Source organism: Methylobacterium sp. 275MFSha3.1 (assembly GCF_900108435.1).
Classification (GTDB): Bacteria; Pseudomonadota; Alphaproteobacteria; order Rhizobiales; family Beijerinckiaceae; genus Methylobacterium.
Genome location: NZ_FNWP01000002.1, coordinates 131791 through 157010 on the forward strand (window position 1 = coordinate 131791; position 25220 = coordinate 157010).

Below are 25220 nucleotides of genomic sequence, written 5' to 3' on the forward strand. Positions count from 1 at the left end.
GAGCGCCGCGCCATGGGCGCCTACATCCTGCGACGGCTCCTGATCGCGATCCCGAGCCTGCTTGGCATCAGCCTGATCCTGTTCACCGTCCTGGCGCTCGCGCCGGGCGACCCGTTCGGCGAGCTCGCCAGCAACCCGAACGTGCCCCCGGAGGTGCGCGCGGCCCTGCGGGTGAAGTTCGGCCTCGATGACCCGATCCTCACCCGTTACCTGCACTGGCTCACCGCCATGCTGCAGGGCGACTGGGGCTTCTCCTTCGCCAGCCGGGTGAATGTCGACACGCTGATCCTGCAGCGGCTGCCCACGACCCTGTTCATCGTCGGCTCCTCCCAGGTGCTGGCGCTGCTGATCGCCGTGCCGGTGGGCCTCTACGCCGCGCGCCGGCCCTATTCGCTCGCCGACCAGGTCGCCAACACGCTGGCCTTCGTGGGCTTCTCGCTGCCGACCTTCTTCACCGGCCTGCTGTTCATCCTGCTGTTCTCGATCAAGCTCGGCTGGCTGCCCTTCGTCTACCAGGCCGACCTGCCGGGCTCCGGCCTGCCCTGGCTCTGGGCGAATGTCCGGCAGGCGATCATGCCGGTGGCGGTGCTGGGCTTCTTCCAGGCCGCCTCCTACACACGCTACGTGCGCGCCTCGGCGCTCGACGTCGCCCGGCTCGACTACGTCACCACGGCCCGGGCCAAGGGCCTGACCGAGGGCACGGTGACCCGCCGGCACATCGCCCGCAACGCCCTGATCCCGGTGGTGACGCTCGTCGCCCTCCAGATCCCCGCGGTGTTCGGCGGCGCCATCGTCACCGAGCAGATCTTCCGGATCCCCGGCATCGGCTCGCTGCTGATCGACGCGATGCTGTCCAACGACACGCCGGTGGTGATGGCGGTGACCTTCGTGTTCGCCGGCCTCGTCATCCTGTTCAACCTCGTCGCGGACCTGCTCTATGGCTGGCTCGACCCTCGCATCGCCCTCCGATGAGGCGGTGCCCGTCGCCCGCGCGCCGGCCTCGCCGGGGCGGGAGACGTGGCGGCGCTTCCGGCGGCACCGGCTGGCGCTCGCCAGCGTCGGCGTGCTGGCGCTCCTCGTCGCCGGCGTGGTGTTCGGCGGCCTGCTCTGGCCGGTTGCCATCGACGACATCGACTTCGCGGCCCAGCTCCAGGGCCCGTCCTGGGACCACCCGTTCGGCACCGACGATCTCGGCCAGGACCTGCTCGCCCGGATGATCTACGGCGGCCGGATCTCGCTGGCCGTGGGCTTCGCCGCCATGGCGGTGGCGAGCCTGATCGGCGTGCTGGTCGGGGCGCTCGCCGGCATGTCGCGCCGGCTCCTCGACCCGGTGCTGATGTGGCTGACCGACCTGTTCCTGTCGCTGCCGCAGCTGCCGCTGCTGCTCCTCGTGATCTACCTGTTCCGCGACAGCCTGAAGGCCGTGTTCGGCAGCCAGGGCGGCGTGTTCCTGATGATCGTCGCGGTGATCGGGGGCCTGCGCTGGATGCCGGTGGCCCGGCTGGTGCGGGCGCAGTTCCTGAGCTTGCGCGAGAAGGAGTTCGTGGAGGCGGCCCGCTCGCAGGGCGCGACCACCGGGCACCTCGTGCGCCGCCACATCCTGCCGAACGCACTCGGTCCGGTGATCGTGGCGGCCTCGATCGAGGTCTCGTCCGCGATCATCGCGGAATCGACCCTGTCCTTCCTGGGGCTCGGCTTCCCGCCCGACATCCCGACCTGGGGGCGGCTCCTGTTCGACGCCAAGGACCATCTCGACGTCGCCCCGCACTGGGCGCTGTTCCCAGGGGGCGCGATCTTCCTGACGGTGCTGTCGATCAACTTCATCGGCGACGGCCTGCGCGACGCCCTCGACCCGCGACGGGGTCTCTAGCGATGACGGATTCAGTGGACCCGATCCTCTCGGTCTCAGACCTCACCGTCTCCTTCCGCTCGGACGGGCGCTGGCGCGAGGTCGTGCACGGCGTCTCGTTCGACGTGGGCCCGCGCGAGACCGTGGCGCTCGTCGGCGAATCCGGCTCCGGCAAGAGCGTCAGCGCCCTCTCGATCCTGCGCCTCCTGCCGCGGGACGCGAGCCGCATCGGCGGGCGCGTGCGCTTCGAGGGCCGCGAGCTGCTCGCCGCCCCCGAGGCCGAGATGCGGCGGGTGCGCGGCGATTCCATCGCCATGATCTTCCAGGAGCCGATGACCTCCCTGAACCCGGTCCTGACCATCGGCTTCCAGATCGCCGAGGCGCTGATCCGGCACCGGGGCCTGTCGCGGTCCGCGGCCGAGGCGGAGGCGCTCCGGCTCCTCGACAAGGTCCGGATCCCGGCCGCCCGCTCGCGCCTGCACGAGTACCCGCACCGCTTCTCCGGCGGCATGCGCCAGCGGGTGATGATCGCCATGGCGCTCGCCTGCCGGCCGAAGCTCCTCATCGCCGACGAGCCGACCACGGCGCTGGACGTCACGATCCAGGCCCAGATCCTCGACCTCATCAAGAGCCTGCAGGACGAGGAGGGCATGTCGGTCCTGTTCATCACCCACGACATGGGCGTGGTCGCCGAGATCGCCGACCGCACCGTGGTGATGTACCGGGGCCGCGCCGTGGAGGCCGGCCCGACCGCGCGGATTTTTTCCGAACCCACCGAGCCTTATACGCGGGCGCTGCTGGCCGCGGTCCCGCGCCTCGGGACCATGGCGGGCCGGGCCCGCCCGATGCGGTTCCCGGTGGTCGACCGGGGGACCGGCCTCGCGGCGCCGACGCCTGAGACCCCCGACACCGTCAGGGCCGCCGAGCGCCCGGTTCTGGAGGTGCGCGACCTGACGACCCGGTTCGACATCCGCTCCGGGCTGCTCGGCCGCGTGACCGGGCGCGTCCACGCGGTGGAGCGGGTCTCGTTCAGCCTCGCGGCCGGCGAGACCCTGGCGCTCGTCGGCGAATCCGGCTGCGGCAAGTCCACCACCGGGCGCTCGATCCTGCGCCTCGTCGAGCCGCTCTCGGGCTCGGTCCTGCTCGACGGCGAGGACATCACGGGCCTCGATGCCGGCACCCTCCGCGCCCGCCGCCAGCGCATGCAGATGATCTTCCAGGACCCGTTCGCCAGCCTCGACCCGCGCCTGAGCGTCGGTGCGGCGGTGGCGGAGCCGCTGCTGATCAACCGCCTCGCCGCGCCCCGCGAGGCCCGGCGGCGGGCGGAGGATCTGCTCGCCCGGGTCGGGCTTCCGCCCGAGACCGCCGCGCGCTTCCCGCACGAGTTCTCCGGCGGCCAGCGCCAGCGCATCTGCATCGCCCGCGCGCTCGCCCTGAACCCCCGCCTGATCGTCGCCGACGAGGCGGTCTCGGCGCTCGACGTCTCGGTGAAGGCGCAGGTCGTGAACCTGATGCTCGACCTGCAGGCGGAGTTCGGCCTCGCCTATCTGTTCATCTCGCACGACATGGCGGTGGTCGAGCGGGTCAGCCACCGGGTGGCGGTGATGTATCTCGGCGAGATCGTGGAGATCGGCCCCCGGGCCGCGATCTTCGGCGATCCGCGGCATCCCTACACGAAGAAGCTGCTCGCCGCGGTGCCCGTGCCGGATCCGGCCCGGCGGGGCGAGCGGCACGCGCTGCCGGACGACGAGATCCGCAGCCCGATCCGGACCCCCGACTACGTGCCGCCGGAGCGCCTCTACCGGGAGGTCGCGCCCGGCCACGTCGTGCAGGACTGGGGCACCGAGTGGGACGCGGGCGCCCGCCAGGGCGCGGCCGCCTGAAGCCGGCGGCCCGGACCCTCGCGCGCGATGCCGCGCGGTCCGCAACAGGATCCAGCGTAAAGCTTGCGGCGCTGCTCGCAATACGGGCAATGTTGCTCAGAAAGCGATCAGTACCGGTAAGAAATCTTTGATTATTTCCGCATTAATGTCGGCCCTACACACGCGGTGTGTTGCCGCGATGAAGCGGTCGAGAGGCTTCCTTGCGCGCGAGCGATTTCCGATCCTTCCACGAGGCGTCGAAGCGCAGCGGCGTGATCCTGTCGTTCGGCGGAGATCTCTCGGAGAACATCCTGTTCTCGCTCGGGGAAGTGCTGAAGCTGCGCATGCGGCACGAGGAGACCGACGCCGCGGTCGCCAAGCGCGTCTTCTCGATCTTCGTCGAGCAGGCCCAGAACGTGATCCGCTACTCGGCCGACAAGGTCGCGCCCGCCGAGCCGCCGGGCCCCGCCCGGGTCAGCGCCGGCATGATCGCCGTCGGCACCGAGGAGGGGCGGTTCTTCGTGGTCTGCGGCAACGAGGTCGGCAGGACCGAAGTGCCGCGGCTGCGCGAGCGGCTCGACGAGATCGCCACCCTGTCGAGCGACGAGCTCAGGAAGGTCTACCGCGAGAAGCTGCGCCAGCCGCCGGACGAGGGCAGCCTTGGCGGCAGCATCGGACTGATCGAGATCGCCCGCCGGTCGAGCGCCCCGGTCGAGTACGACTTCCAGGATCTGGGCGCGGAGCGCAGCCTGTTCTGCCTCAAAGCCTTCATCTGAGGATCGCACGGACATGGACCGCATCACGCTGCCCCGGACCGAGCGCTCGCCCGAGGTCGATTTCGACTTCGCGTCGGGGCGGCTCGTCCTGCGCGGCGAATCCTACCCGGAGGACGCCGCCGCGTTCTTCGGCCCGCTGCTGCAGGCCCTGCGCGGCCACCTCGCGGCGACCGAGGCGAGCCCGATCACCTTCGACGTCGCGCTCGCCTACTTCAACTCGTCGAGCGCCAAGGCGCTGATGAACCTGTTCATGCCCCTGGAGGACGCCGCCGCCGAGGGGCGCCCGGTGACGATCCGCTGGATGTTCGGCGCCGACGACGACGTGATCCAGGAGGCCGGCGAGGATTTCGCGGCCGACTTCGCGCATGCCCGGTTCGAGATGATCGCGAGCGTCCCCGCGTGAGCCCGCACCGGGCGCCGGCCCACGATCTCCTGTCCGAGCCGGCGGACGCCTTCAGCCTGTTCGACACCGAGGAGGCCGTTCTCGGCCGATCCGAGGTGATGCTGGCCCGCCTCGCCGAGGTCGGCGACGGAGTGCGGGAGCTCGCCGGTGCCTACCGGCGCAGCTACCACGAGCAGCGCCGGCTGGTGCGGCTGAGCGACCGGATGCAGCTCGACCTGCACCGCGCCAACCAGCGGATGGCCGAGCAGCAGCGCGCCCTGCGACACCTCAACGACGCCCTCTCGGCGGAGATCGAGCACCGGGCGCGCCTCGAGGCCGAGCTCCGCCGCCTCGCCGACACCGACCACCTCACCGACGCCCTGTCGCGCCGCCGCTTCCTGCAGATCTGCGAGGAGGTCTGGGCCCGGACCCAGTCGGGCGACACGCCCTCCAGCGTGCTGATGCTCGACCTCGACCGCTTCAAGCTGATCAACGACCGCTACGGCCACAGCGCGGGCGACACGGTCCTCAAGGCCTTCGTCGAGACCTGCCGCGACAGCCTGCGCGCGGTCGACGTGATCGGCCGCATGGGTGGTGAGGAATTCGCCATCCTCGTCACCGGCACCGTGATGGCCGAGGCGCAAGTCATCGCCGAGGCGCTCCGCCGCGCGGTGGCGCAGCGGCCGGTGCGCCTGGAGCACGGCCCGCTGCCGATCTCGGTGAGCATCGGCCTCGCGGCGTTCGGCCCGAGCGAGTCGATGTCGGCGACGCTCCGGCGGGCCGACGCGGCGCTCTACGCCGCCAAGCATGCCGGCCGCGACTGCGTGCGCTGCGCGGCCGAACCGGGCGCGTCCCTGACCTGAGGCGCCGCGCGCCCGGCCTCGGAGCGGAACCGCTGTGACACGGAGTGACGTCGCGTGAGCGGACCTGACACGGCCCTGGACAGCCCGCGTCCCGCCGGGGGGATCCGCGGCGCGCGACCGCTGCGGACCGGGGATGCCCTGGCGCGGCTCGGCTTCGCCGACATCGATCCGGTCCCGGCCGCCGGCGGCGCCGGGCGCGCGGGCGGCCTGCGCGGGGCCGGCCCGATCCGCCGGGGCGATCCCCTGTCGAAGCGCGGCTTCGCCGACGTGCTGACCGCGGGCGCGCCCGCGGACGAGCTGATGAAGCCCGGCGCCCTGCGCGGGGCGGCCCGAGGCCGCGACCTCGACAGCCTGTCCCACACCCTGTTCCTGCGCATCTACCCGGTGATCGGCGCCCTCCTGCTGCTGACCCAGCTCGGGATCGCCTGGGTGACCTACACCGACCAGCTCCGGCTGTACGGCGACCGGGCGCATCTCCTCGCCCGGCTCACCGCCGCGGCGATCGCGCGGCCCGACTGGGCGCGCGACCCGGACGCCTACGACGGCCCGCTCAAGGCCCTGGCCGCCGAGCCCGATTTCGCCCACGCCGTCCTGCGCGACGCCGCGGGCCACGTCGTCGGGATGGCGGGCGCGGCGCCCCCCGCGCGGGGCTGGTCCACCCTCTCGGCCCAGGCCGACCTGTCGGTGCCCGGCCGCGCCGGCCCGGCGGGCAGCCTGACCGTCACGGTCTCCACGAAGGCGCTGCGGGACAACGCGGCGTGGCAGGTGATGCTCGCCCTCGGCGCCAGCGTCGGGCTGATGATCGCCTTCGTGGTTACCCTGCACGCCACCGTGCGCCGCCACGTCATGGCGCCGCTGATGCGGCTGCTGCTCGCCATGCGGGAGATCGAGCACAAGCGCTGGACGACCGTGGAGCTCGGGGGCGCCTACCGGCCGAGCAACGAGATCGACGTCATCAGCCAGGCCTTCAACCGCATGGTCGAGGGCCTGCGGAGCGGTGACGCCGCCAAGCAGCTCCTCGTCGAGCTGGAGCAGGCCCACGACCGGCTGGAGCGCGCCAACCGCCAGGTGGTCGAGAGCATCGGCTACGCGCGGCGCATCCAGGATTCGGTGCTGCCGGACCGCAACGCCCTGGCGGGCGCGGGGGTCGAGGTCGCGGTGCTGTGGGAGCCGCTCCACGTCGTCGGCGGCGACTATTTCTGGCTGGAGGAGATCGACGGCCTCTGCGTGATCGCGGTGGCCGACTGCACCGGCCACGGCGTGCCCGGCGCGTTCCTGACCCTGATCGTCGCGACCGCCCTCGACCGGCTGCTGCACGAGCGCGGCCTGCGCGCGCCGGCCGCGATCCTGGCCGGGCTCGACGCGATGGTCCGCACGCAGCTCCGCCAGGACGGCCGCGGCGCCGAATCGGATGACGGGCTCGATTGCGGCCTGTGCGTCTGGGACCGCGCGGCCGGGACGCTGCACTTCGCCGGCGCCGGCCTGTCGCTCACGGTGGTCCGGGACGGCGTGGCCGAGCGCGTCCGCGGCGGCCGCCGGGGGCTCGGCTACCCGCGCCCCGCCCGTGACGGGCAGCCGGAGGACGTCGTCGCGGACATCGCCGTTCCGGTGGCGGGCGCCACCTTCTACCTGATGACGGACGGCATCACCGACCAGATGGGCCGCGCGGCGCCCGACCGGGCGCCGCGGCTCCTCGGCCGGCGCGGCGTGGCCGACAGCCTCCTGCGCCACGCCGACCTGCCCCTCGCCGCCCAGACCGTGGCCCTCGAGGCCGATCTCGACGCCTATCGCGGGACCGAGGCCCGGCGGGACGACATGACCCTGGTGGCGTTCCGGCTTCCTCCGGCGACCGCCGCCGGCTGAGACCGGCCGTCCCCCTCGGGGCCATCGATGCCAGGTGCGCATCGATCGATCCAACAATGACGTTGGACAGGCCGTCCGGCCTGCGCCACTCCTGGGCCCGGCCCCGGGAGAGCCGTCGCGGTCGCCGCCGAGAGGCACCGCCAAGAACCGCCTCCGGGGCTTCCAGCGCGCCCCCGCGGACAAGACCTGGAGGAAGCCATGGCTGAGGACGCCGTCACCGGGATCCGCCTGCGGTCCGTCGCCCTGCCGCTGAGGACCCCGATCAGCGACGCCAAGGTGCTCACCGGCCGCCAGAAGCCGATGACCGAGATCGCGATCCTGTTCTGCGAGGTCGAGAGCCGGGAGGGCCATCGCGGCCTCGGGATCAGCTATTCCAAGCGCGCCGGCGGGCCGGGCCAGTTCGCTCATGCCCGCGAGATCGCTCCGGCGCTGCTCGGGGCGGATCCGAGCGACATCGCCAAGGCCTGGGACACGCTCGCCTGGGCCGGCGCCTCGGCCGGCCGCAGCGGCCTCGCCGTCCAGGCGATCGGCGCCTTCGACGTGGCCCTGTGGGATCTCAAGGCGCGGCGGGCCGGCCTGTCGCTCGCCAAGCTCCTCGGGGCGGAGCGCGACTCGGTGCGCTGCTACAACACCTCGGGCGGCTTCCTGCACACGCCGCTGGAGGAGCTGCTCGTCAACACCGACCGCGCCCGGGCGAAGGGCATCGGCGGCATCAAGCTGAAGGTCGGCCAGCCGGACTGGGCCGAGGATATCCGCCGGGTCTCGCGGGTGCGTGAGCATCTGGGCGACGCCTTCCCGCTCATGGTCGACGCCAACCAGCAATGGGACCGGCCGACCGCGATGCGGATGGGCCGGACCTTCGAGCGCTTCAACCTGATCTGGATCGAGGAGCCCCTCGATTGCCTGGACGCCGCCGGGCACGCGGCCCTGGCCGCCGCCCTCGACACGCCGATCGCCACCGGCGAGATGCTGACGAGCGTCGCCGAGCACTGGGACTTCATCCGCCAGGGCGGCGCCGACTTCCTGATGCCCGACGCGCCGCGGGTCGGCGGCATCACGCCGTTCCTCAAGGTGGCGGCGCTCGCCGAGTTCGCCGGGCTGACGATCGCGCCGCACTTCTCGATGGAGCTGCACATCCACCTCGCCGCCGCGCTGCAGCGGGAGCCCTGGGTCGAGCATTTCGAGTGGCTGGAGCCGCTGTTCAACGAGCGGCTGGAGCTGGAGGACGGCCGCATGCGCGTGCCGACCCGGCCGGGCCTCGGCCTCTCCCTGAGCGAGAAGGCGCTGGCCTGGACGCGCGAGACCGCCGGGTTCGGCAGCCTGAGCTGAGCGCGCGGGGGAGGGGACGCTCGGACCCGCCCGACCCGGATTGTCCGATCCTCCCCTATCCTGCGGTGCGGTCGTCCGGCGGCCGCCTCGAAGGAGCTCTCCGCCGAGGCCGCGACGCGTCACCTCAGGACGAGGGTCGGACCTCGTTGTGCCGCGCTCCGCCCGAGCGGGCACAGCGAAGGCCCGTTCTGTCCCGACCACGCCGTCGGGCGGCCCACCGGGGCCGTGGACCGGCGCCGCCTGTACCAGTGTCCGCCGCCCGGAATCGACCGCCGGTGCGCGCGCGACGATATCCTGACCTGGAAAATGACATAGGCCGCTTTTTCAAGCCGATCAGCGAAGTAAAACCGTGACCTTGTCGCGGGGTGGCGTCCGCGATCGATTGCCGATACGCTGCGTTTCTGTCGTCGCGATCCTCTCATTTGAAAATTTATAAAGAACAGATCTGGAGTGACCGGTCCATGTCGTGTGTCGAAGGAGAAGGTCATCGCCGCGTCCCGGGCGGCACGCGCGCGGGGCCCGGCGCGACGCGGCCGGTCGCGCGTTCCGAGGCGGCGGGCAAGATCGTCAACCGCCACGGCGATCACGCCTGTCGCCTGCGGCTGACCGCCGGCGCCGCGCCGATGCTGACCCGATGAGCGCCCCCGGCCATCTGTCGCGCCGCGCACTCCTGGCCGCCGCGGCGGCCGGGGCGCTCGCCCCGCGCGCCGCCGCCGCGCAGGCGGCCACCCGCATCGCCGCCCTGGGCGGGGCCGTCACCGAGATCCTCTACCGCCTCGGCGCCGGCGGCCGGATCGTCGCGGTCGACACGACCAGCCTCTACCCGCCCGAGGCGCTGCGCGAGAAGCCGAGTGTCGGCTACCTGCGGGCGCTCTCGGCCGAGGGCCTTCTGGCGCAGCAGCCCGACCTGATCATCGCCGCCGAGGGGGCCGGGCCGCCGGCCGTCCTGGCGCAGCTGCGCGAGGCCGGGCTGCGCGTCGAGACGGTGACAGAGCCGCCGAATCCCGAGGGCGTGCTGGACAAGATCGAGACGGTCGGGCGCCTCGCCGGCCTGGAGCGCGAGGCCGAGGCGCTCGAGACCGAGGTCCGCGCGCGCTTCGCCGACCTCGCGACCCGGCGCGCCCGGATCGCCCGGGCGGCCCGGGCCCTCGTCGTCCTGTCGGTCCAGGGCGGCCGGACCGTCGTCGGCGGCACCGGCTCCTCGGCGGACGGCATCCTGGCCCTGGCGGGCATCGGCAACGCGGCCGCGGGCCTGGAGGGCTTCAAGCCGATGACCGACGAGGCCATCGTGGCCGCCGCCCCCGACGCGGTGGTGATGATGCAGAACGGGCCCGAGCCGCCGAAGCCCGATAGCATCTTCGCCCCCGGCACGGCCCTCGGCCAGACGCCGGCGGCGGCGCGGGGGCGGCTGGTGGCCATGGACGGCCTCTACCTCCTCGGGTTCGGGCCGCGCACGCCCGAGGCCGCCACCGACCTGATGCGGGCGCTATACCCGGACCTGCCGCGTGACTGAGCCGCGCGGCGGGCGGGGCGCGTGAGCCGCCGCGCGGCGCCCTGGGTGCTGGGTGTCCTGGCGGCCGTGGTGCTCGCCGCCGCCCTGCTCTCGGTGAGCCTCGGGGCGATCCCCATCCCGCCGGACCGGGTCCTCGCGGTCCTGATCGGGGAGGGGAGCGATCCGGCCCGCGCCCGCGACGGGCTGGTGATCCTCTCGATCCGCCTGCCCCGCACCCTGCTGGGGCTGCTGGTCGGGGCCGGGCTGGCGGTCTCGGGGGCGCTGATGCAGGGGCTGTTCCGCAACCCCCTGGCCGATCCGGCGCTGGTCGGGGTCTCGTCGGGGGCGGGGCTCGCGGCCGCGGTGATCATCGTCCTGGGCGACCGGATCCTCGCCGGGCTGGGGCTTCCCGGGCCGCTGCCCTACGCCGCGCTGCCGGCCGGGGCCTTCCTCGGCGGCCTGTGCGCGACCCTCATCCTCTATGCCCTCGCCACCCGGTCCGGGCGCACCGCGGTGGCGACGATGTTGCTCGCGGGGATCGCGCTGGGGGCGCTGAGCGGCGCGCTGACCGGCCTGCTGACCTTTGTCAGCGACGACCGGCAACTGCGCGATCTCGCCTTCTGGTCCCTGGGCAGCCTCGGCGGGGCCACCTGGTCCAAGGTCGCGGCCTCGGCGCCGCTGATCCTGCCGGTGCTGGCCGCGGTCCCGCTCCTCGGCCGCGGCCTGAACGCCCTCGTCCTCGGCGAGGCCGAGGCGTTCCATCTCGGCGTCCCGGTGGAGCGGCTGAAGCGCGCCTGCATCGTGCTGGTGGCGGTCGCGGTGGGCGCCAGCGTGGCGGCGGCGGGGGTGATCGGCTTCGTCGGCCTCGTGGTGCCGCACGCCCTGCGGCTGCTGATCGGCCCGGGGCACCGGCTGCTGCTGCCGGCCTCGGCACTCCTCGGCGGCGCCTTCCTGGTCCTCGCCGACGTGGTGGCGCGCCGCGTCGCCGCGCCCGCCGAGCTGCCGATCGGGATCGTCACCGCGCTGGTCGGCGCGCCGGTCTTCCTGTGGCTGCTTCTCGGCCGGGTGCGACCGGACGATGTCTGACAATGTCTGATCCGGCCCTGCTCACGGCCCGCGACCTGACCGTCACGGTGGCGGGGCGCGACCTCGTGCGCGACGTCTCCCTGGCGGTGGCGGGCGGCACCCTGCAGGTGATCGTCGGCCCCAACGGGGCCGGCAAGTCGACCCTCGTCCGCCTGCTCAGCGGCGCCCTGCGCCCGACCCGGGGCAGCGTCGCCTATGACGGTGCGCCCGTGGCGACGATCCCGCCCTGGCGCCTCGCCGCGACGCGGGCGGTGCTGCCGCAGGCGGCGCGCCTCGCCTTCCCGTTCGCGGCGGCCGAGGTCGCCCGGATCGGCCTCGACGGCATCGGCCGGGGCCTCGGGGCCCGCGACCGGGCGGCGATCCTGGCCCGGGCCCTCGCGCGGGCCGACGTGGCGCATCTCGCCGACCGGGCCTACCCGACCCTCTCGGGCGGGGAGCAGGCGCGGGTGCAGTTCGCCCGCGTGCTCTGCCAGCTGGAGGCCGGCCGCACGGTGGCGGACCGGCAGGTGCTGTTCCTGGACGAGCCGACCGCGAGCCTCGACCTCCGGCACCAGGGCGCGCTGCTCGACGCCGCCGCCGGGCTGGCGGCGACCGGCGTCGCCGTGGTGGCGATCCTCCACGACCTCAACCTCGCGGCCGCCTACGCCGACCGGCTGCTGGTGCTGGACGGGGGTCGGCTGGTCGCCGGCGGGCGGCCGGCCGAGGTCCTGACCGACGACCTCATCGCCGGGGTCTTCGGCGTCCGCTGGCCGGTCGGGCGGGTGCCGCCGGGCGGTCAGCCCTTCCTGCTACCGCACCGGGGCGCGCCCGGTCGGCGCGGCTAGCGATAGCGCGACGGGTGGTATTCCCGGTAGCTCAGGCCGATCACGGCCGCGAGCAGGCCGGCTCCCCGGCACAGCGTGTAGCCGCCGCCGATCAGGGTCGCCGGCCTGAGGGACAGGCCGGCGATCCCGAGCCGCAGAAGGCCGCCGCCGAGGCGCACGAAGCCGCGGCCCGCGTTGGCGAGACGGCCGCCCACCGTTTCCGGGCGGAGCCGGCCGAGATAGGCCTCGACGCTGCCGCTGCGGTACCAGCGCGCCAGCAGCCAGCGCACCCGCATCCGGTGCGTCGGGATGCTGTCGTAGACCACGGCCGTCTCGGCCCAGGCGATCCGGTGCCCGGCGAGCATCAGGGCCCGGAAGAAGAACGTGTCCTCGCCGCCCATCGTGTTGAAGCGCATGTCGAAGGACAGGCCCAGCGCCCGGATCACCCGCAGGTCCAGGAGCGCGTTGGCGGTGTAGCCGTCCTCCACGTAGCCGTCGCGGACCGGCAGGCGCTTGGCGAAGAAGCCCCCGGCGGCCGCCCAGGCGGGCGGAACCCGGTCGAAGAACGGCACGACCGGCCCGACGCAGGCCGCGACGCCCGCGGCGAGGGCGGTCTCGAGCAGGTTGTGGAGCCAGTCGCGGTCGGGAAACTCGTCGTCGTCGATCAGAGCGACCCAGTCCGCGCCGGCCGCGGAGGCCTCAGCGAGGCTGCGGTTGCGGACCGCGGCGAGGCCGCGGGTCTCCTCCCGGGCGTAGGTGACGGGGAAGCGGCCGGTCGCCCGGTAGGCCTCCACCACCGGGACGGCGGCGCGGCTGCGCCCGTTGTCGATGATCAGGATGCGCAGGGCGGTCTCGGCGAGGCTGCCGAGCCGCTGCTGGTCCAGGGCCTTGAGCAGGCGCGCCAGCCCCACGGGCCGCTCGCAGGTGCAGATGCAGATGCACAGGCGCATCGTCTTACCTCTGTCCGATCGGGTGGGCGTGCGGCCGCGGCCGCAGGCGCTTGCCCGCCGCCGCCAGCAGCGTCGCGGCCAGGAACCGCCAGATCCGGGGATGCCGGAGCGCCAGGGTCGCGCCCGCGCGCCAGCGGCCGGCCTGGGCCGCCTCGATGACCTGGGCGATCAGCCGCGTCACCGCGAGGCCGTCGCGGTAGGCGCGGCTGCCGTGGCGGATCTCGGCGGAGCGCGACCGCGCCTCGGCGAGGCGGCCGTGCTCGGCCCGGGCCGCGAAGGCCGCGTCGAGGCGCGCGATGTCGGCCTGGCGCAGCCGGTGCGACAGCGAGGTGGGTCCGCGCCGGTAGCCGTAGCCCGCGTAGGTGGTGACCACGAACCGCGCCCCGGCCGCGAGAGCTTCCAGGCACAGCAGGAAATCCTCCCCGATCCGGACGCCCTCGTCGTACCGGATGCCGTGCCGGCGCAGGATCTCGGCGCGCATCATGGGCTTGAGGTAGCCGAGCTTGGTCACCCGGCTGAGCAGCTGGTTGCTGGCGATGTACTTGGCGAGGTCGATCTCGAACAGGTACGGCTCCCGGCCCCCCTCCAGCATCCCCGGCCCCTGCGGGTCGAACATGTCGGTGAACGGGATCGGGTTGTCGGCGACGATGTCGGCATCCGCCGCGAGCGCGAGATCGAGCAGGGTCCGGGTGCGGTCGGGCAGGATCAGGTCGTCGGCGTCGAGGATCGCGATCCACCGGCCCCGGGCGGCGTTCAGCGCCGCGTTCCGGGCGCTCGACGGGCCCCGGGGCGTGCCCGGTCCGGCATCGGCGAGAGGAATGACGCGGACCCGCGGATCGGCTTCCGCCAGGCGCGCCAGCACGGAGGCGGTCCCGTCCCGCGAGCCGTCATCGACCGCCACCACCTCCACGGCGACGCCGGTCTGGGCGAGGGCGGAGCGGATGGCCGTCTCGATCCAGGGCGCCGCATCGTGCGCGGCCATGATGAACGAGACGTCCACGAAGGTGCCCCGAGCATCGGACAAGAGTTGATCCGCCATCGCGCTTCCTGGGCCGCCGGGCGCGGCCTCCGAGACCGCCCCCGACTTTGGCCGGAAGCGATCGGCGCGCACGACGCTCAAAGGGCGTAGGGCGGCCGCCATCCCCTCCCATTGCGGGGGATGGCCCCGACGGCCGGAACAGGTCAGTGCGTGTCGGGGGCTGTGTCGCCCGCGGGGCGGGAATTCCGGACGCTGAGGCCCTTCGCCAGAATCGTCCGGACGTGGGCGCGCAATTTTTGTTTTCTCTCCGCCGAGGCAGGAGAATCTTTTTTGAGGCTCGAATCGCCGGAGGCTGCCATGTCGAACGCCCCTGAGGCCCGTCACCGCGCGCCGCCATCGCCGAAGCGGCCGCAAGGGTGATCGGCGATACCTATAATGGATTATTTGGCTGGAATCTCGACATTATTGCAACGCAACCAACGAAAACAGTTTTGATGTTTGTTAAGGTTTATGTCTCCTACTGAGCATTGTCGGACGTGGGCGAACTACGTAGGTAGTATCCGAGGGCCCTCCCGAGGGCGGAAATCAGGGAGGAGATGAGTGCCCAGTCGCTTCTATTTCGACATCGAGAACGGCGAGGAGACGATCCGCGACGCGCAGGGCGTGGAAGCCGCGGACTTGGCCGAGGCGCTCGCGGAGGCCCGCAGCGTGATCGACGAAATGGCGGGTGAACTGGAGGTCGCGGGACCGGCCGGCGCGTGGACGCTCGTCGTGCGCGACGCCACCGGCGCGGAGGTCGGCCGGGTGCCGATCAAGGGCTGAGCCGGGGACGCGCGAGCGGATTACGGGCCGACCAGCGCGGAGGCGCCGACCCGCCGGCGCGGGGCCCGCAGCAGCCGGCGTGCGGGCCGCTCCAGGAGCCGCCACGACAGTTCGGCCAGCAGCAGCGTCAGCATCAGGTCGAGCGCCATGGAGACCGAGCGCGGTCCGGCGACGTCGAGGCCGACGAGGGCCAGCACGCGCTCCGCGTGGAGCGGCACGTGGAACAGGTAGGCGGCGTAGCTGATCACGCCGATCCGGCGCAGCCACGGGATCTCCAGGAGGGCGACCGCGCGGCCCTCCCGCGCCTCGACCACCTGCAGCAGCAGCAGCGCCGCCAGGACGCCGCTGAGGCGGCCGAGAACGAGCCACCAGCCGGTCGGCGCGATCAGGAGCGGCAGGGCCACGAACAGGGCCAGCACGCCGGCCAGGGCGGCGTCGCGGGCGAGCCAGGCCGGGAGCGGACGGGTGCGCAGGCCGGCGAGGCCGCCCAGCGCGATCAGTCCGACATTGGCCAGGGTGTCGACGTCGAAGCACCGCGGCGCGGCGCCCGCCCGCCACAGGGCACCGTGCGCCAGGACGCTTATCCCGACCAGGAGCCAGCACAGCGTGCCGAGGTGGCGCCGCGGCAGGAACAGGGCCGCCGGCGCGAACAGCAGGTAGAATTGCTGCTCGACCGCGAGGCTCCAGAGATGGCCGAGCTCGGTGCCCCAGCCGTTCAGCGCGATGTAGATGTTGGTGACGTAGAACCACGTCGCGAGCTTGAACGCGTCGTTGCCGAGACTGGCCGGGTCGCCGGGCCGGACCGTGTAGAGCACGAACAGGAAGACGTAGTAGACCGGCACGATCCGGGCGACGCGATTCCGGTAGAACAGCCCGAGGCTGCCGAGCGGGGTCGACGCGCCCACCTCCACGGCCGTGCGGGCCGCGGCGAGGATCCGGACGATCAGGAAGCCGCTCAGGACGAAGAACAGCCACACGCCGGCCGTGCCGAGGGCCTCGGTCCTCGGGCTCGGCGCCTTGTGGCTGACGAAGACCATCAGGAACGCCAGGGCCCGCAGGCCGTCGAACCCGTTGATGCGGCGCTCTGAAGGGGCCACGGCGCGTCCTGTCCGGTGATCGACCGCGCCGCGCCGGGGCAGAACGCGCCCGCGCGGCCGGGTCCGGCCGGGAGGGCCGGGCAGCCCGGTTTAGACCGGCCCCCGCGCGGGGGCCCTTACCTCGATCGGCGGACGGGACCTCCCCGAAAGCGGTCCCGCCGCCCGGTAGGGCCGTCAGCGGCGGCGGATGAGCAGGACGACGAGGCCGACGGCGACGGCCGCCCCGGCCTGGGCAGCCAGCAGCGCGAGCAGGAACCCCTTCGGTAGAACAACCGCGAAACCGATCGCTCCTCCAATCAGTGCAGCGAACACCAGCACGACCAGCAACGCCTTACCTCCATTGATGGATCGGCGGCCGTCTTGTTGCCGAACCGGTCGTGGGCCCAGTGTTGTCGCAGGGGTTCCGCCTGCGATCGACGCCCCTTCGGACCGGCCGAGCGCCGCCGAAGCCGGCTGCGGCGAGGCTGGCCGAACCGGCCGGCTGCGCACGTCGCTCCGCAAGTTCCGATCCCGTCTCACCCCGAGTCAAGGAGCCGACATGTTGCGCCCGGCTGGGACCCCGACGCCGATCGAGTCGTCGACGCCGCAGGATATGGTCGAGACGCTGAACGAGGCGTTGGTCAAGACATTGCCGGCCCCGCGGCAGGCCGGCCCCGGCCTCCGGGTGAGCTGGGCGATGAAGCGCCTCCTCGACGCGACCATCGCGCTGACGGCGCTCTTCCTGCTTCTGCCCCTGCTGCTGTTCATCGCCCTGCTGATCTGGGGCAGCGACGGCCGGTCGCCGATCTTCCGACACAAGCGCCTCGGCCGGCACGGGCGCCCCTTCGGATGCCTGAAGTTCCGGTCCATGGTCGCGGACGGCGACGCGGTGCTGGCGCGGCATTTCGCCGAGAATCCCGAGGCCCGGGCGGAGTGGGAGGCGTCCTTCAAGCTCACCCACGATCCCCGCGTCACGGCGCTGGGCCATGTCCTGCGCAAGACGTCCCTCGACGAGCTGCCGCAGCTCTGGAACGTGCTGCGCGGCGAGATGAGCCTCGTGGGGCCGCGGCCGATCGTCCAGGCCGAGGTCGTGCGCTACGGCGCCGACTTCACCGCCTGCTTCTCCGTTCCGCCGGGCCTGACCGGCCTCTGGCAGGTCTCCGGGCGCAGCGACACGGGCTACGCCGAGCGCGTCGCCCTCGATTGCGCCTATGCCAGCCAGTGGAGCCTTCGCCGCGACCTCGCCATCCTGCTCAAGACGGTTCCGGCCGTGCTGAGCCAGCGCGGCAGCCGCTAGGGCCATGACCGGGCGGCCGCGCCGCGCCCGCCGCGCCCGCCGCGGAGCGCGCCGATGAAGGGCATGATGCTCAACGCCCTGCTGGGCGTGATGCTGGGCCGCTTCGGCTCGGTCTGGCGGCTGCTGGTCTTCGTCCCGATCGTCGCGGCCGAGGTCGGCTACGGCCTCCTCGTCTACAACCTGAGCGCCGGCGCGTGCCTGCGGCGCGGGACGGCGCTGCTGGTCTGCGGGCAGCTGGCCTTCCTGCTCGGCGCCCTGCTGCGGCCCATCGCCAACGAGCGGTGAGCCGTCCGGGCCCGGTGCGGCCCGGCGCGGCGAAGCGGACACGTCAGGCCGGATCCTCCTCGGCGGCCGGCGCCTGAAGGCAGAGCCGCCAGAACTCCACGAAGCCGGCGGCGTACGCGGCGATGACGAGGCTCGACCAATGCATCGCGTGGCTCCGGGCGCGTTCGAGGGCCCAGCCTGCCGCGGAGACGTTAAGATTTAGCCCGGCCCGGTGTCGGGTCCGGTTCCAGGGCCCGGTGCCCGGCGCGGTGTCATGTGTGGTCCGATGCCCGGGGCGGTCGCCGGTGCGGCGTCCGCCCGCCGGTGCGGCTAGCGGCAGACGATCGATTCCTTAAAGCCGCACGGATCGCCCATCCGGGTGAACGCGACCCGCTCGAACAGCGCGGTGACCGGCTGTCCCGAATACTCCGTCGGTCCGAGCCACGACGCGAAGTCCGGGCCCTGTCCTGACCAGACGCTGAGCATGATCTTGCTCGGATGGGAGGGAAGCGGCCGGTCGGGCGTGCCGACGACCTCGCGCAGCAGGCGTCCGTTGACGTACCAGCGCAGGCGGTCGGGCAGCCACTCGAAGGCGTAGTCCGCGGTGGTGGTCGCGGCGTCGAAGCCGAGGGCGTCGAGGCTGACGTGCTCGCCGACGCCGCCGACGAAGTAGTTGAGCTGGACCTTGCTCGTGTCCTTGCCGAGCCACTCGAAGTCGATCTCGTCGTTCGTCCGCCGGTCGCCGTTGTCGGGGCCGTTATAGGTGAAGAACGCCGAGACCATGCCGGACCCGGTACCGGCCCGCATCCGGACCTCGTAGGTGCCGTAGCCGTAGCGCTCGCGGGTCTGGATCTCGGCGCAGCTGAAGGGGCGCTCCTTGTAGGTGATGTCCGTCAGGGACAGCGAGAGTTCGCCGGGCGTCGCGATCCGGGCGCGGTGCTTCGACCACGTGCAGCCCTGCCAGTCGCCGTTGACCCAGCCGTCCGAGACGTACCAGCGGCGTTCGTTCAGGGTGCTGAACAGCTCCACGAAGGATGCGCCGCCCTGGGCAGCCTGGGCCGCGGCGGGAGAGGCGGCCTGGGCCGCGGCCGGCGGCGCGGCGGTCTCGCCCGCGCTCGCGGGATAGGCCTGCAGGAGAAGCGTCGCCGCCACGCAGAGGCGGCGGCCCGGGCCGGACCAGATCGTCATGCGCACGTCCTCAAACCAGTCGCCGCAGGATCGCGGCGGCGCGCATCGTAGCGGCGGGGGCGGCTCCGGCCGGGGATCATTCGGACGATCCGGCCCGGGGCCGGCCCCCTCCTTTCGGACGATCTCGCGCGCCGTGCCGGGATCGCCCTACCGTGCCGGCGGACCGGCCGCGGCGCGGACCGGCCGGAGAGTCGCGGAGTCGTCCGGTGCGCAGCTTAGAGGCCTCGTCCCCCGTCCCGGAGGTCTGCGTCATCATCGCGGCCCGGGACGCCGCGGACACGATCGCGACCGCCGTCGCCTCGGCGCTCCGGCAGCCGGAGGTCGCCGAGGTCATCGTGGTGGACGACGCCTCCGCGGACCCGACCGGCGCGGCCGCCGCGGCGGCCGACGACGGTACCGGCCGCCTGCGGATTATCCGGCTCACCGAGAATGTCGGACCCGCCGAGGCCCGGAACCGCGCCATCGCGGCCGCCCGCGCCCCGCTGCTCTGCATCCTCGACGCCGACGACTACTTCCTCGAGGGCCGGCTCGGCCGGCTCCTCTCCGCGCCCCGGACCTGGGATCTGATCGCCGACGACATCGTCATGGTCCGCGGCCGCGAGGCGGCCTCCGCCGCCGGCCTCGTCACCGGGCCCGGGCGGCCGCAGCGGCTCACCCTCGCGGCCTTCGTGAGCGGCAACATCCCCCGTCCCGGCGCGAGCCGGCGCGAGCTCGGCTTCCTGAAGCCGATCATGCGGCGGGGTTTCCTGGACCGGCAGGGGCTGCGCTACGACGCGCGCCTGCGGCTCGGGGAGGATTACGCCCTCTACGTCGAGGCGCTGGCGGCCGGGGCGGTGTTCGCCGTGACCGCGCCCTGCGGCTACGTCGCGGTCGAGCGGTCGAACTCGCTGAGCGCGCAGCACCGGACGGACGACCTCGGGGCGATGCTGGCCTTCGACGACGCCATGCTGGGCCGGCCGGGTCTCGCCCCGGAGGCGCGGGTGGCCCTCCGGGCCCACCGCGCCGCCACGGCGCGGCGCTGGCAGCACCGGCGCGTCCTCGACCGGCGGCGCGCCCAGGGCTACGCGGCGGCCCTGCGGGAGCTGCTCGGCACGCCCCTGGCGTGGCGCCACATCCTGTCGGTGACCCTGGCGGACAAGCTCGCGCGCCTCGTGCCCGCGTCCGTGCCGGAGCGGGAGACCGGTCCGCGCCTGCTCCTCGGACCGGAGCGCCGCCTCGAGCCGGCGCGCTGAGCCGGCGCCGGGCCGGGCCGACAGCGGCGCGTCAGCGCTCCTCCCTGCGCGCCCGCACGGCCGCCACGTCGGACCGGACCTCGTCCAGCGCGCTGCGGACCCGCTCCAGGGCCGTCGAGACCGTCGCGTCCAGGTCCGGATCGACGGCGTCCGGCGCCGTGCCGTGACGGAAGCCGTCCAGCAGGTAGGGCATCATCTTGCCGTGGAGCGCCGTGTAGGCACCGGGACTGGACAACTCGTAGACGACCGCGAGAGCGTGATAGGCTCGGACGAGAACCTCGAGCGCGACATCCGCGCTGCGCGCCCCCCGATCGCAATCATCGTTGCCCATCATCGTGCTTGATAATTTATTGCTGCCCCGTCCGCCGGGTAACATGCCCACTTAAGACTGTCGACGTCGGGAGCCATTGCAATCTTCGATCCCCTATGGCGCGGGGCCGTTTATCCGCGCGCCATGGCTCGACTGCAACAGTCGCTGAATAGCGGGGGGCAATTCAAGGTCTCGTCTAGCCGCGGAGCTGCCGCGTCGGCCGGATCATTGTGGCGATCTTGGTCTCGACCTCGACCAAAACGCTGTTCACAAGGTGAAGGGCGCCGTCAACTGTACCGGTTGTCAGGCTCTCGTCGCGGCTCGTCTCCTGGATGATGCGGAAATTGTCCTCGACGAACGCGCGGATCTTCTGCTGGACGTCGACGAACTCTCCCGGATGGGCCGTCTCGTAGAGGAGCGCCAGGGCCAGGTAGGCGCGCCCCACCATGTCCAGCGCCAGGGTCGTGCTGACCTCAGAATGTCCGGCGTCCGGGGGCGACACGACGACTGAATTTCCTGTCGGATGTTAGTTATTTACACTATCACGGACTTTATTCGGCGCCAACCGCGCCGATGATCGGTGATGTGGATTCTGCATTGATTCCCGTCGACCGTGGGCCGGTCCTCGGCGGGGCGGTCGGTGCCCGGTCGGAGCGCCGACACGACGCGCGCGGGCGCCGCGCCTGCCAGCGATCCTCGCCACAGTGATGGACGGACCGCCGGCAGGCCGGCCCGGGTTAGCCCGGCTCGGGTGGTGAGACGCGTCCCGTCGCGCGCGGCGCGGGCTCCGTGACCGTCCCGGGCCGATCGCGCGCGGCGTTAACGGCCGGCGGTAGCCCGGCGCTCGGCGCGGTCTTGGCCCGGCGCCAGATCCTGCGCGATCCGCAGCTTGAGCGCGAGGATCCGGTTGTGTCGCGCCATCGCGAGGAGCGACTCGGCGGTCCCGACATCGCCGCGCATCCGCAGCGCGTGGGCGGCCAGCGCCATCTGGGCAGCCATCGCGTCCGCCTGGCGGGCGGCGTGCGGGACGTTCTGGGAGAGGGGCATTCCGGCTGGCCACGGTTCGAGGGCTCAGCCGATCCTCCGGACGATCCGTTAACGATATCTTAATGGCCGCACCCCCGCGCCGTCCGAGCGGCGCGGGCCGTCACTTCCGGATGGGCAGGCGGCCGACCAGCCAGCCCTCCTCGTTGCGCACGAGGAGGGTCCAGGGCGGCTCCCGGCCGTTTCCCGTAATCTCGTCGGCCATCTCGGCGATCACGCTACGCGCCTCGATCAGGGCTTCCTCGAGGCCAGCGGCCTCGACCCCCACGTGGTCGTGGATCGTCTCCTCGGCATTTGCGATCTCGAAGTAGAAACGCGCCGCCAACAGGGTTCTCCTCCGCCGGAACTCTTCGGGGAGTTCAGTTCTATAGACCGGTGTTAGCATCTTAGCCGTTCGCGCTCCCGGACAAAGCGGTCGGGAAAAAGCAGCCTGTCTTTGACAATTCGGGTGATGCGCCGGGAAAATATTCGCGCGAACGTCGACCGGCGCCGCCGGATCAGCCGAATGGCGTAGCCGCCCGGCCGCCGCCATGGCCGGATGGCGATGTAAGGCGCGGTTCGGGGCGGCCCGGCTGCCGGTTCGGGACGGGCCGCGGCGGGGTCGGGCCGGTCGGGCCGAATCGTCGCCGCTACGCCCGATCGGCCGAGCCGCGTACGCCTAAGATATGATGTTGGTGGCCCTGTCGGGCCGCCGTAGACCCGAGCGTCGGTGCGATCGCGGCGAGGATTCCATGAACATCACGATGGTCGGGTCGGGCTATGTCGGTCTGGTCTCTGGCGCGTGCTTTGCGGATTTCGGCCACACGGTCGTGTGCGTCGACAGCAATCGCGGCCGGATCGACGCGCTGAATGCCGGCCGGATGCCGATCTACGAGCCGGGCCTCGAGGCCCTGGTCGCCGAGAACGTCCGCCAGGACCGCCTGTCCTTCATCACCGACCTGGAGGCGGCGGTCGGTCAGGCCGACGCGGTCTTCATCGCGGTGGGCACGCCCTCCCGCCGCGGCGACGGCTTCGCCGACCTGAGCTACGTCTACGCGGCCGCCCGCAGCATCGCGCGCGCGCTGCGCGGCTTCACGGTGGTGGTGACCAAGTCGACCGTGCCGGTGGGCACCGGCGACGAGGTCGAGCGCATCATCCGCGAGACCAACCCCGAGGCGCAGTTCGCGGTCGTCTCGAACCCCGAGTTCCTGCGCGAGGGCGCGGCCATCGCCGACTTCAAGCGCCCCGACCGCATCGTCGTCGGCACCGACGAGCCGCGGGCCGTGGCGGTCATGGAGCAGATCTACCGCCCGCTCTACCTCAACGCCGCGCCGATCGTCGCGATGAGCCGCCGGACGGCCGAGCTGACCAAGTACGCGGCGAACGCGTTCCTGGCGGCGAAGATCACGTTCATCAACGAGGTGGCGGACCTGTGCGAGGCGGTGGGCGCGGACGTGCAGGCGGTGGCGCGCGGCATCGGCCTGGACAACCGGATCGGGTCGAAGTTCCTGCATGCCGGGCCGGGCTACGGCGGCTCGTGCTTCCCCAAGGACACGCTGGCCCTGGTCAAGACCGCGCAGGATGCGGGCACGCCGCTGCGGCTGGTCGAGACGGTGGTGGCGGTCAACGACCAGCGCAAGCGCGCGATGGCGCGCAAGGTGATCAAGGCCTGCGGCGGGTCGGTGCGCGGCAAGACGATCGCCCTCCTCGGCCTGACCTTCAAGCCGAACACCGACGACATGCGCGACGCGCCCGCGCTGGCGATCGTGGCGGGCCTGCAGGACGCCGGCGCCGTAATCCGCGCCTACGATCCCGAGGGCATGGAGCAGGCGCGCCCGCTCCTGCCCGGCGTCGCCTTCGCGGAGGACGCCTACCACTGTGCCGAGGGCGCAGACGCTCTGGTCCTCGTCACCGAGTGGGACGCGTTCCGGGCCCTCGACCTCGACCGGCTGCGGGCGGCGATGCAGCGACCGGTCCTCGTGGATCTCCGCAACGTCTACCGGGCCGCCGACGTCCGGGCGCACGGCTTCGCCTACAGCAGCGTGGGCCGCCCTGACGAACCCGGTGACCAGCCCGGCGACGAGTCCGAGATCCCGCCGGCTCTGCCCCCCGCCGACGCCGTCGCCGGGACCGCGTGAGGCGCGGCCGGGCCCGCGGAACGCGGGCCCGTCGTCGCCCGGCGCCGATGAGGGCGGCGGACGGAAGCCCCGCCGATCCGCTGGACGATCCCCCGTACGGGCGACCCGGCGCGCGGCCGCTCCGGCCGCGGGGACCGCGCCGGCGCGTGGCGGCGAGAGGACGGGGAGGCCGATCCGCGGCGTCGGGACCGGGCCGGTGGCGCCGCGCCGATCCGCCGACCGCTTGGCGGGGCGGTCCGACGCGAAACGGGTCCCCTCGCGGGCCGCCCGGGCAGGCGATCCACGAGGAGACCCCGAAGCTCCGTCCGGCCGCGCCGGACCGAATTTCTGCCAGGGCGGCCCCGCCGCGGCGGGGCCGGCGCCCGAGCGATCAGGCCGCCGGGGCCTTCACGCTCGCCAGGCTGGAATCTTCCCGGAGGAAGTACTTGTTGGTCAGGTAGGCGACCTCGGTCCGGTTCTTGGCCTTGAGCTTCTTCATGATGTTGCGGACGTGAACCTTCACGGTGCTCTCGCACATGTTGAGTTCGTACGCGATGATCTTGTTCGGCGTCCCCTTCCGGAGCGCCCGCGCCACGCAGAGCTGCCGCGGCGAGAAGATGTCGTCGTCCCCGGCCTCGACCGGCTCGTCCACCTTGATGTTGGCCAGCAGGGGGAGGAGGCATTCGGCCGGGATGTAGACGCCGCCGGCCTGCACGAGCTGGAGCGCCTGCAGGGCGATGTCCACGGAGGTCGTCGTCGGGATGTAGCCTTTGACGCCGAGCTTGATGATCCGCACGATCTGGTCGAGGTTCTCGCCGTCCGAGATGACGGCCACCGGCGGAGCACCGGCCTCGCCCTGCAGGAACGCCAGTTCCCGCGTGATCTCGGTCCATTCGGTCTCGGTCAGGTTGCCGTCGGGCCGGCAGAGAACGACCACGCTCGCGGCGACGAACGGCGTCTGCCGCTTCCACGATTCGATGTCCGCGAAGACTTCGAACGACGTCTGCCGGTCGGCCTCGCTGAGCGAGGCGGCGAGGCATCGGCCGACGAGCTGGCGTCGATCGATGATGACGATGCGGCTCGCGCGGCCCCGGGACTGGTCCCGTTGCTCGACGACGACCGGGTTGTCACCGGCATGTGCACCCGAAAAGCCGCGGCGGCTTTCGGCCGTGTCCCGCTCAACGAGGGTGAGCGCGTCTCGAGTACCAAGACTGGCCATAGAAAATTACCTCCTTTCGAAGGAAGCCGAATGTCAGCGATGACGGGATACCCAATGCGCTCGCCGACGGCGTGACACTGAGATACGCGGTGGCGCCGGTCGCCTTGGGGCGATTGCCGATGACCACGGATACAATGCTAGCTTTCGTAAAATCGTCTGTAAATACCCTATTTGAATCTTAACCCTTAAATTGCAGGGCTAAATACAATCATCGCGCACTACGTACGTACATAGTGATTTGTTTGATTGCGCACGACGGTGCTGGTGGAGAGATGCATTCGCAAGATCATTCGCCGTCTGTGATGGTCCGATTCAAGATCTTTTCGAATGTAGTCGCTCAGATGTCGGTTTTAAGAATATCGAAACTTTGTCTTATTCGGAACTACTTGTTGCGTGGTCGTATCGGTGGGACTTCGAGGGCAATTCAATGATCTCGGT

At 72.3% G+C, this 25220-nt stretch carries 27 protein-coding genes; 17 read left to right on the forward strand and 10 right to left on the reverse strand.

Annotated elements, in window-relative coordinates; all coding sequences use genetic code 11:
- Nucleotides 1-12 precede the first annotated feature (12 nt).
- The 12 genes from BLW78_RS00595 (at nt 13) to BLW78_RS00645 (ending at nt 12326) form a co-directional block, all read left to right on the forward strand.
- Nucleotides 13-972 carry an ABC transporter permease gene (locus BLW78_RS00595; RefSeq protein ID WP_056524908.1) on the forward strand — a complete coding sequence of 320 codons (960 nt, stop codon included), beginning with the start codon at nt 13-15 and terminating at the stop codon, nt 970-972.
- Nucleotides 938-1870, forward strand: a complete 933-nt coding sequence (locus BLW78_RS00600) for an ABC transporter permease (protein ID WP_091675677.1) — start codon at nt 938-940, stop codon at nt 1868-1870. The genes BLW78_RS00595 and BLW78_RS00600 overlap by 35 nt, the downstream gene beginning before the upstream one ends.
- A 2-nt stretch (nt 1871-1872) precedes the next feature.
- Nucleotides 1873-3732 carry an ABC transporter ATP-binding protein gene (locus tag BLW78_RS00605; protein ID WP_091675680.1) on the forward strand — a complete coding sequence of 620 codons (1860 nt, stop codon included), beginning with the start codon at nt 1873-1875 and terminating at the stop codon, nt 3730-3732.
- Between the two features lie 200 nt (nt 3733-3932).
- Nucleotides 3933-4487, forward strand: a complete 555-nt coding sequence (locus tag BLW78_RS00610) for a SiaB family protein kinase (RefSeq protein WP_020091215.1) — start codon at nt 3933-3935, stop codon at nt 4485-4487.
- Between the two features lie 13 nt (nt 4488-4500).
- A complete protein-coding gene (locus BLW78_RS00615; protein WP_012321503.1) occupies nt 4501-4890 on the forward strand; it encodes a DUF1987 domain-containing protein in 390 nt (129 codons plus the stop codon).
- A complete protein-coding gene (locus BLW78_RS00620; protein ID WP_082557813.1) occupies nt 4887-5732 on the forward strand; it encodes a GGDEF domain-containing protein in 846 nt (281 codons plus the stop codon). The genes BLW78_RS00615 and BLW78_RS00620 overlap by 4 nt, the downstream gene beginning before the upstream one ends.
- 54 nt (nt 5733-5786) lie before the next feature.
- The gene (locus BLW78_RS00625) at nt 5787-7595 is read left to right on the forward strand and encodes a SpoIIE family protein phosphatase (RefSeq protein ID WP_091675682.1); all 1809 of its coding nucleotides are present in this window, start codon (nt 5787-5789) and stop codon (nt 7593-7595) included.
- Between the two features lie 198 nt (nt 7596-7793).
- Nucleotides 7794-8924 (forward strand): L-talarate/galactarate dehydratase, encoded by a 1131-nt coding sequence (locus tag BLW78_RS00630; protein ID WP_091675685.1) that lies wholly within the window; start codon nt 7794-7796, stop codon nt 8922-8924.
- 365 nt (nt 8925-9289) lie between these two features.
- Complete coding sequence (locus tag BLW78_RS30855; RefSeq protein WP_139307663.1) at nt 9290-9562, forward strand: hypothetical protein; 273 nt, start codon at nt 9290-9292, stop codon at nt 9560-9562.
- On the forward strand, nt 9559-10437 hold the full coding sequence (locus BLW78_RS00635) for a heme/hemin ABC transporter substrate-binding protein (RefSeq protein WP_091675686.1): 879 nt from the start codon (nt 9559-9561) through the stop codon (nt 10435-10437). Before BLW78_RS30855 ends, BLW78_RS00635 begins: the two co-directional genes overlap by 4 nt.
- A gap of 21 nt (nt 10438-10458) precedes the next feature.
- Nucleotides 10459-11502 (forward strand): FecCD family ABC transporter permease, encoded by a 1044-nt coding sequence (locus tag BLW78_RS00640; protein WP_091675689.1) that lies wholly within the window; start codon nt 10459-10461, stop codon nt 11500-11502.
- A gap of 2 nt (nt 11503-11504) precedes the next feature.
- Nucleotides 11505-12326: a heme ABC transporter ATP-binding protein gene (locus BLW78_RS00645; protein WP_091675691.1), complete on the forward strand. Its 822-nt coding sequence runs from the start codon at nt 11505-11507 to the stop codon at nt 12324-12326.
- Here the strand turns inward: BLW78_RS00645 and BLW78_RS00650 are convergent.
- Complete coding sequence (locus BLW78_RS00650; RefSeq protein WP_091675696.1) at nt 12323-13255, reverse strand: glycosyltransferase family 2 protein; 933 nt, start codon at nt 13253-13255, stop codon at nt 12323-12325. The two genes, BLW78_RS00645 and BLW78_RS00650, sit on opposite strands and share 4 nt — an antisense overlap.
- A gap of 4 nt (nt 13256-13259) precedes the next feature.
- A complete protein-coding gene (locus BLW78_RS00655; protein WP_234081757.1) occupies nt 13260-14279 on the reverse strand; it encodes a glycosyltransferase family 2 protein in 1020 nt (339 codons plus the stop codon).
- 555 nt (nt 14280-14834) lie between these two features.
- On the opposite strand from BLW78_RS00655, the gene BLW78_RS00660 reads away from it, so the two are divergent.
- The gene (locus BLW78_RS00660) at nt 14835-15056 is read left to right on the forward strand and encodes a DUF6894 family protein (protein ID WP_020091205.1); all 222 of its coding nucleotides are present in this window, start codon (nt 14835-14837) and stop codon (nt 15054-15056) included.
- A gap of 20 nt (nt 15057-15076) precedes the next feature.
- Here the strand turns inward: BLW78_RS00660 and BLW78_RS00665 are convergent, their stop codons facing one another.
- Both BLW78_RS00665 and BLW78_RS31225 read right to left on the reverse strand, forming a co-directional pair.
- A complete protein-coding gene (locus BLW78_RS00665) occupies nt 15077-16153 on the reverse strand; it encodes an acyltransferase family protein (protein WP_091675698.1) in 1077 nt (358 codons plus the stop codon).
- 174 nt (nt 16154-16327) lie between these two features.
- On the reverse strand, nt 16328-16480 hold the full coding sequence (locus BLW78_RS31225; RefSeq protein ID WP_020091203.1) for a hypothetical protein: 153 nt from the start codon (nt 16478-16480) through the stop codon (nt 16328-16330).
- Nucleotides 16481-16691: 211 nt separating this feature from the next.
- On the opposite strand from BLW78_RS31225, the gene BLW78_RS00670 reads away from it, so the two are divergent.
- Both BLW78_RS00670 and BLW78_RS00675 read left to right on the forward strand, forming a co-directional pair.
- Nucleotides 16692-17429, forward strand: coding sequence for a sugar transferase (locus tag BLW78_RS00670; RefSeq protein WP_091675700.1), 738 nt, complete (start codon nt 16692-16694; stop codon nt 17427-17429).
- Between the two features lie 54 nt (nt 17430-17483).
- On the forward strand, nt 17484-17714 hold the full coding sequence (locus tag BLW78_RS00675) for a hypothetical protein (RefSeq protein ID WP_020091201.1): 231 nt from the start codon (nt 17484-17486) through the stop codon (nt 17712-17714).
- Between the two features lie 309 nt (nt 17715-18023).
- Here BLW78_RS00675 and BLW78_RS00680 read toward each other — a convergent pair whose 3' ends face one another.
- A complete protein-coding gene (locus BLW78_RS00680; RefSeq protein WP_091675703.1) occupies nt 18024-18881 on the reverse strand; it encodes a glycoside hydrolase family 16 protein in 858 nt (285 codons plus the stop codon).
- Nucleotides 18882-19087: 206 nt separating this feature from the next.
- Between BLW78_RS00680 and BLW78_RS00685 the strand changes: the two genes are divergently transcribed.
- Nucleotides 19088-20113 (forward strand): glycosyltransferase family 2 protein, encoded by a 1026-nt coding sequence (locus BLW78_RS00685; RefSeq protein ID WP_091675705.1) that lies wholly within the window; start codon nt 19088-19090, stop codon nt 20111-20113.
- A 31-nt stretch (nt 20114-20144) separates the two neighbouring features.
- Here the strand turns inward: BLW78_RS00685 and BLW78_RS00690 are convergent, their stop codons facing one another.
- From BLW78_RS00690 to BLW78_RS00705, 4 genes are all read right to left on the reverse strand, one after another.
- Nucleotides 20145-20447: a hypothetical protein gene (locus BLW78_RS00690; protein WP_234081760.1), complete on the reverse strand. Its 303-nt coding sequence runs from the start codon at nt 20445-20447 to the stop codon at nt 20145-20147.
- 172 nt (nt 20448-20619) lie between these two features.
- Nucleotides 20620-20925 (reverse strand): hypothetical protein, encoded by a 306-nt coding sequence (locus BLW78_RS00695; protein WP_020091197.1) that lies wholly within the window; start codon nt 20923-20925, stop codon nt 20620-20622.
- A 317-nt stretch (nt 20926-21242) separates the two neighbouring features.
- Nucleotides 21243-21470, reverse strand: a complete 228-nt coding sequence (locus BLW78_RS00700; RefSeq protein WP_020091196.1) for a hypothetical protein — start codon at nt 21468-21470, stop codon at nt 21243-21245.
- A gap of 100 nt (nt 21471-21570) precedes the next feature.
- A complete protein-coding gene (locus BLW78_RS00705) occupies nt 21571-21792 on the reverse strand; it encodes a DUF6894 family protein (RefSeq protein WP_020091195.1) in 222 nt (73 codons plus the stop codon).
- A gap of 406 nt (nt 21793-22198) precedes the next feature.
- On the opposite strand from BLW78_RS00705, the gene BLW78_RS00710 reads away from it, so the two are divergent.
- Nucleotides 22199-23584: a UDP-glucose dehydrogenase family protein gene (locus BLW78_RS00710; protein WP_091675708.1), complete on the forward strand. Its 1386-nt coding sequence runs from the start codon at nt 22199-22201 to the stop codon at nt 23582-23584.
- Nucleotides 23585-23954: 370 nt separating this feature from the next.
- Here the strand turns inward: BLW78_RS00710 and BLW78_RS00715 are convergent, their stop codons facing one another.
- Nucleotides 23955-24782, reverse strand: coding sequence for a LuxR C-terminal-related transcriptional regulator (locus BLW78_RS00715; protein WP_020091193.1), 828 nt, complete (start codon nt 24780-24782; stop codon nt 23955-23957).
- Between the last annotated feature and the right edge of the window lie 438 nt (nt 24783-25220).

Bases quoted from the DNA above. Each gene is read 5' to 3' on its own strand.
- BLW78_RS00595 (WP_056524908.1), top strand. From the start codon at position 13: ATGGGCGCCTACATCCTGCGACGGCTCCTGATCGCGATCCCGAGCCTG.
- BLW78_RS00600 (WP_091675677.1), top strand. From the start codon at position 938: ATGGCTGGCTCGACCCTCGCATCGCCCTCCGATGAGGCGGTGCCCGTC.
- BLW78_RS00605 (WP_091675680.1), top strand. From the start codon at position 1,873: ATGACGGATTCAGTGGACCCGATCCTCTCGGTCTCAGACCTCACCGTC.
- BLW78_RS00615 (WP_012321503.1), top strand. From the start codon at position 4,501: ATGGACCGCATCACGCTGCCCCGGACCGAGCGCTCGCCCGAGGTCGAT.
- BLW78_RS00630 (WP_091675685.1), top strand. From the start codon at position 7,794: ATGGCTGAGGACGCCGTCACCGGGATCCGCCTGCGGTCCGTCGCCCTG.
- BLW78_RS00635 (WP_091675686.1), top strand. From the start codon at position 9,559: ATGAGCGCCCCCGGCCATCTGTCGCGCCGCGCACTCCTGGCCGCCGCG.
- BLW78_RS00645 (WP_091675691.1), top strand. From the start codon at position 11,505: ATGTCTGATCCGGCCCTGCTCACGGCCCGCGACCTGACCGTCACGGTG.
- BLW78_RS00650 (WP_091675696.1), bottom strand. From the start codon at position 13,255: ATGCGCCTGTGCATCTGCATCTGCACCTGCGAGCGGCCCGTGGGGCTG.
- BLW78_RS00670 (WP_091675700.1), top strand. From the start codon at position 16,692: ATGTTGCGCCCGGCTGGGACCCCGACGCCGATCGAGTCGTCGACGCCG.
- BLW78_RS00675 (WP_020091201.1), top strand. From the start codon at position 17,484: ATGAAGGGCATGATGCTCAACGCCCTGCTGGGCGTGATGCTGGGCCGC.
- BLW78_RS00680 (WP_091675703.1), bottom strand. From the start codon at position 18,881: ATGACGATCTGGTCCGGCCCGGGCCGCCGCCTCTGCGTGGCGGCGACG.
- BLW78_RS00690 (WP_234081760.1), bottom strand. From the start codon at position 20,447: ATGATGGGCAACGATGATTGCGATCGGGGGGCGCGCAGCGCGGATGTC.
- BLW78_RS00700 (WP_020091196.1), bottom strand. From the start codon at position 21,470: ATGCCCCTCTCCCAGAACGTCCCGCACGCCGCCCGCCAGGCGGACGCG.
- BLW78_RS00710 (WP_091675708.1), top strand. From the start codon at position 22,199: ATGAACATCACGATGGTCGGGTCGGGCTATGTCGGTCTGGTCTCTGGC.
- BLW78_RS00715 (WP_020091193.1), bottom strand. From the start codon at position 24,782: ATGGCCAGTCTTGGTACTCGAGACGCGCTCACCCTCGTTGAGCGGGAC.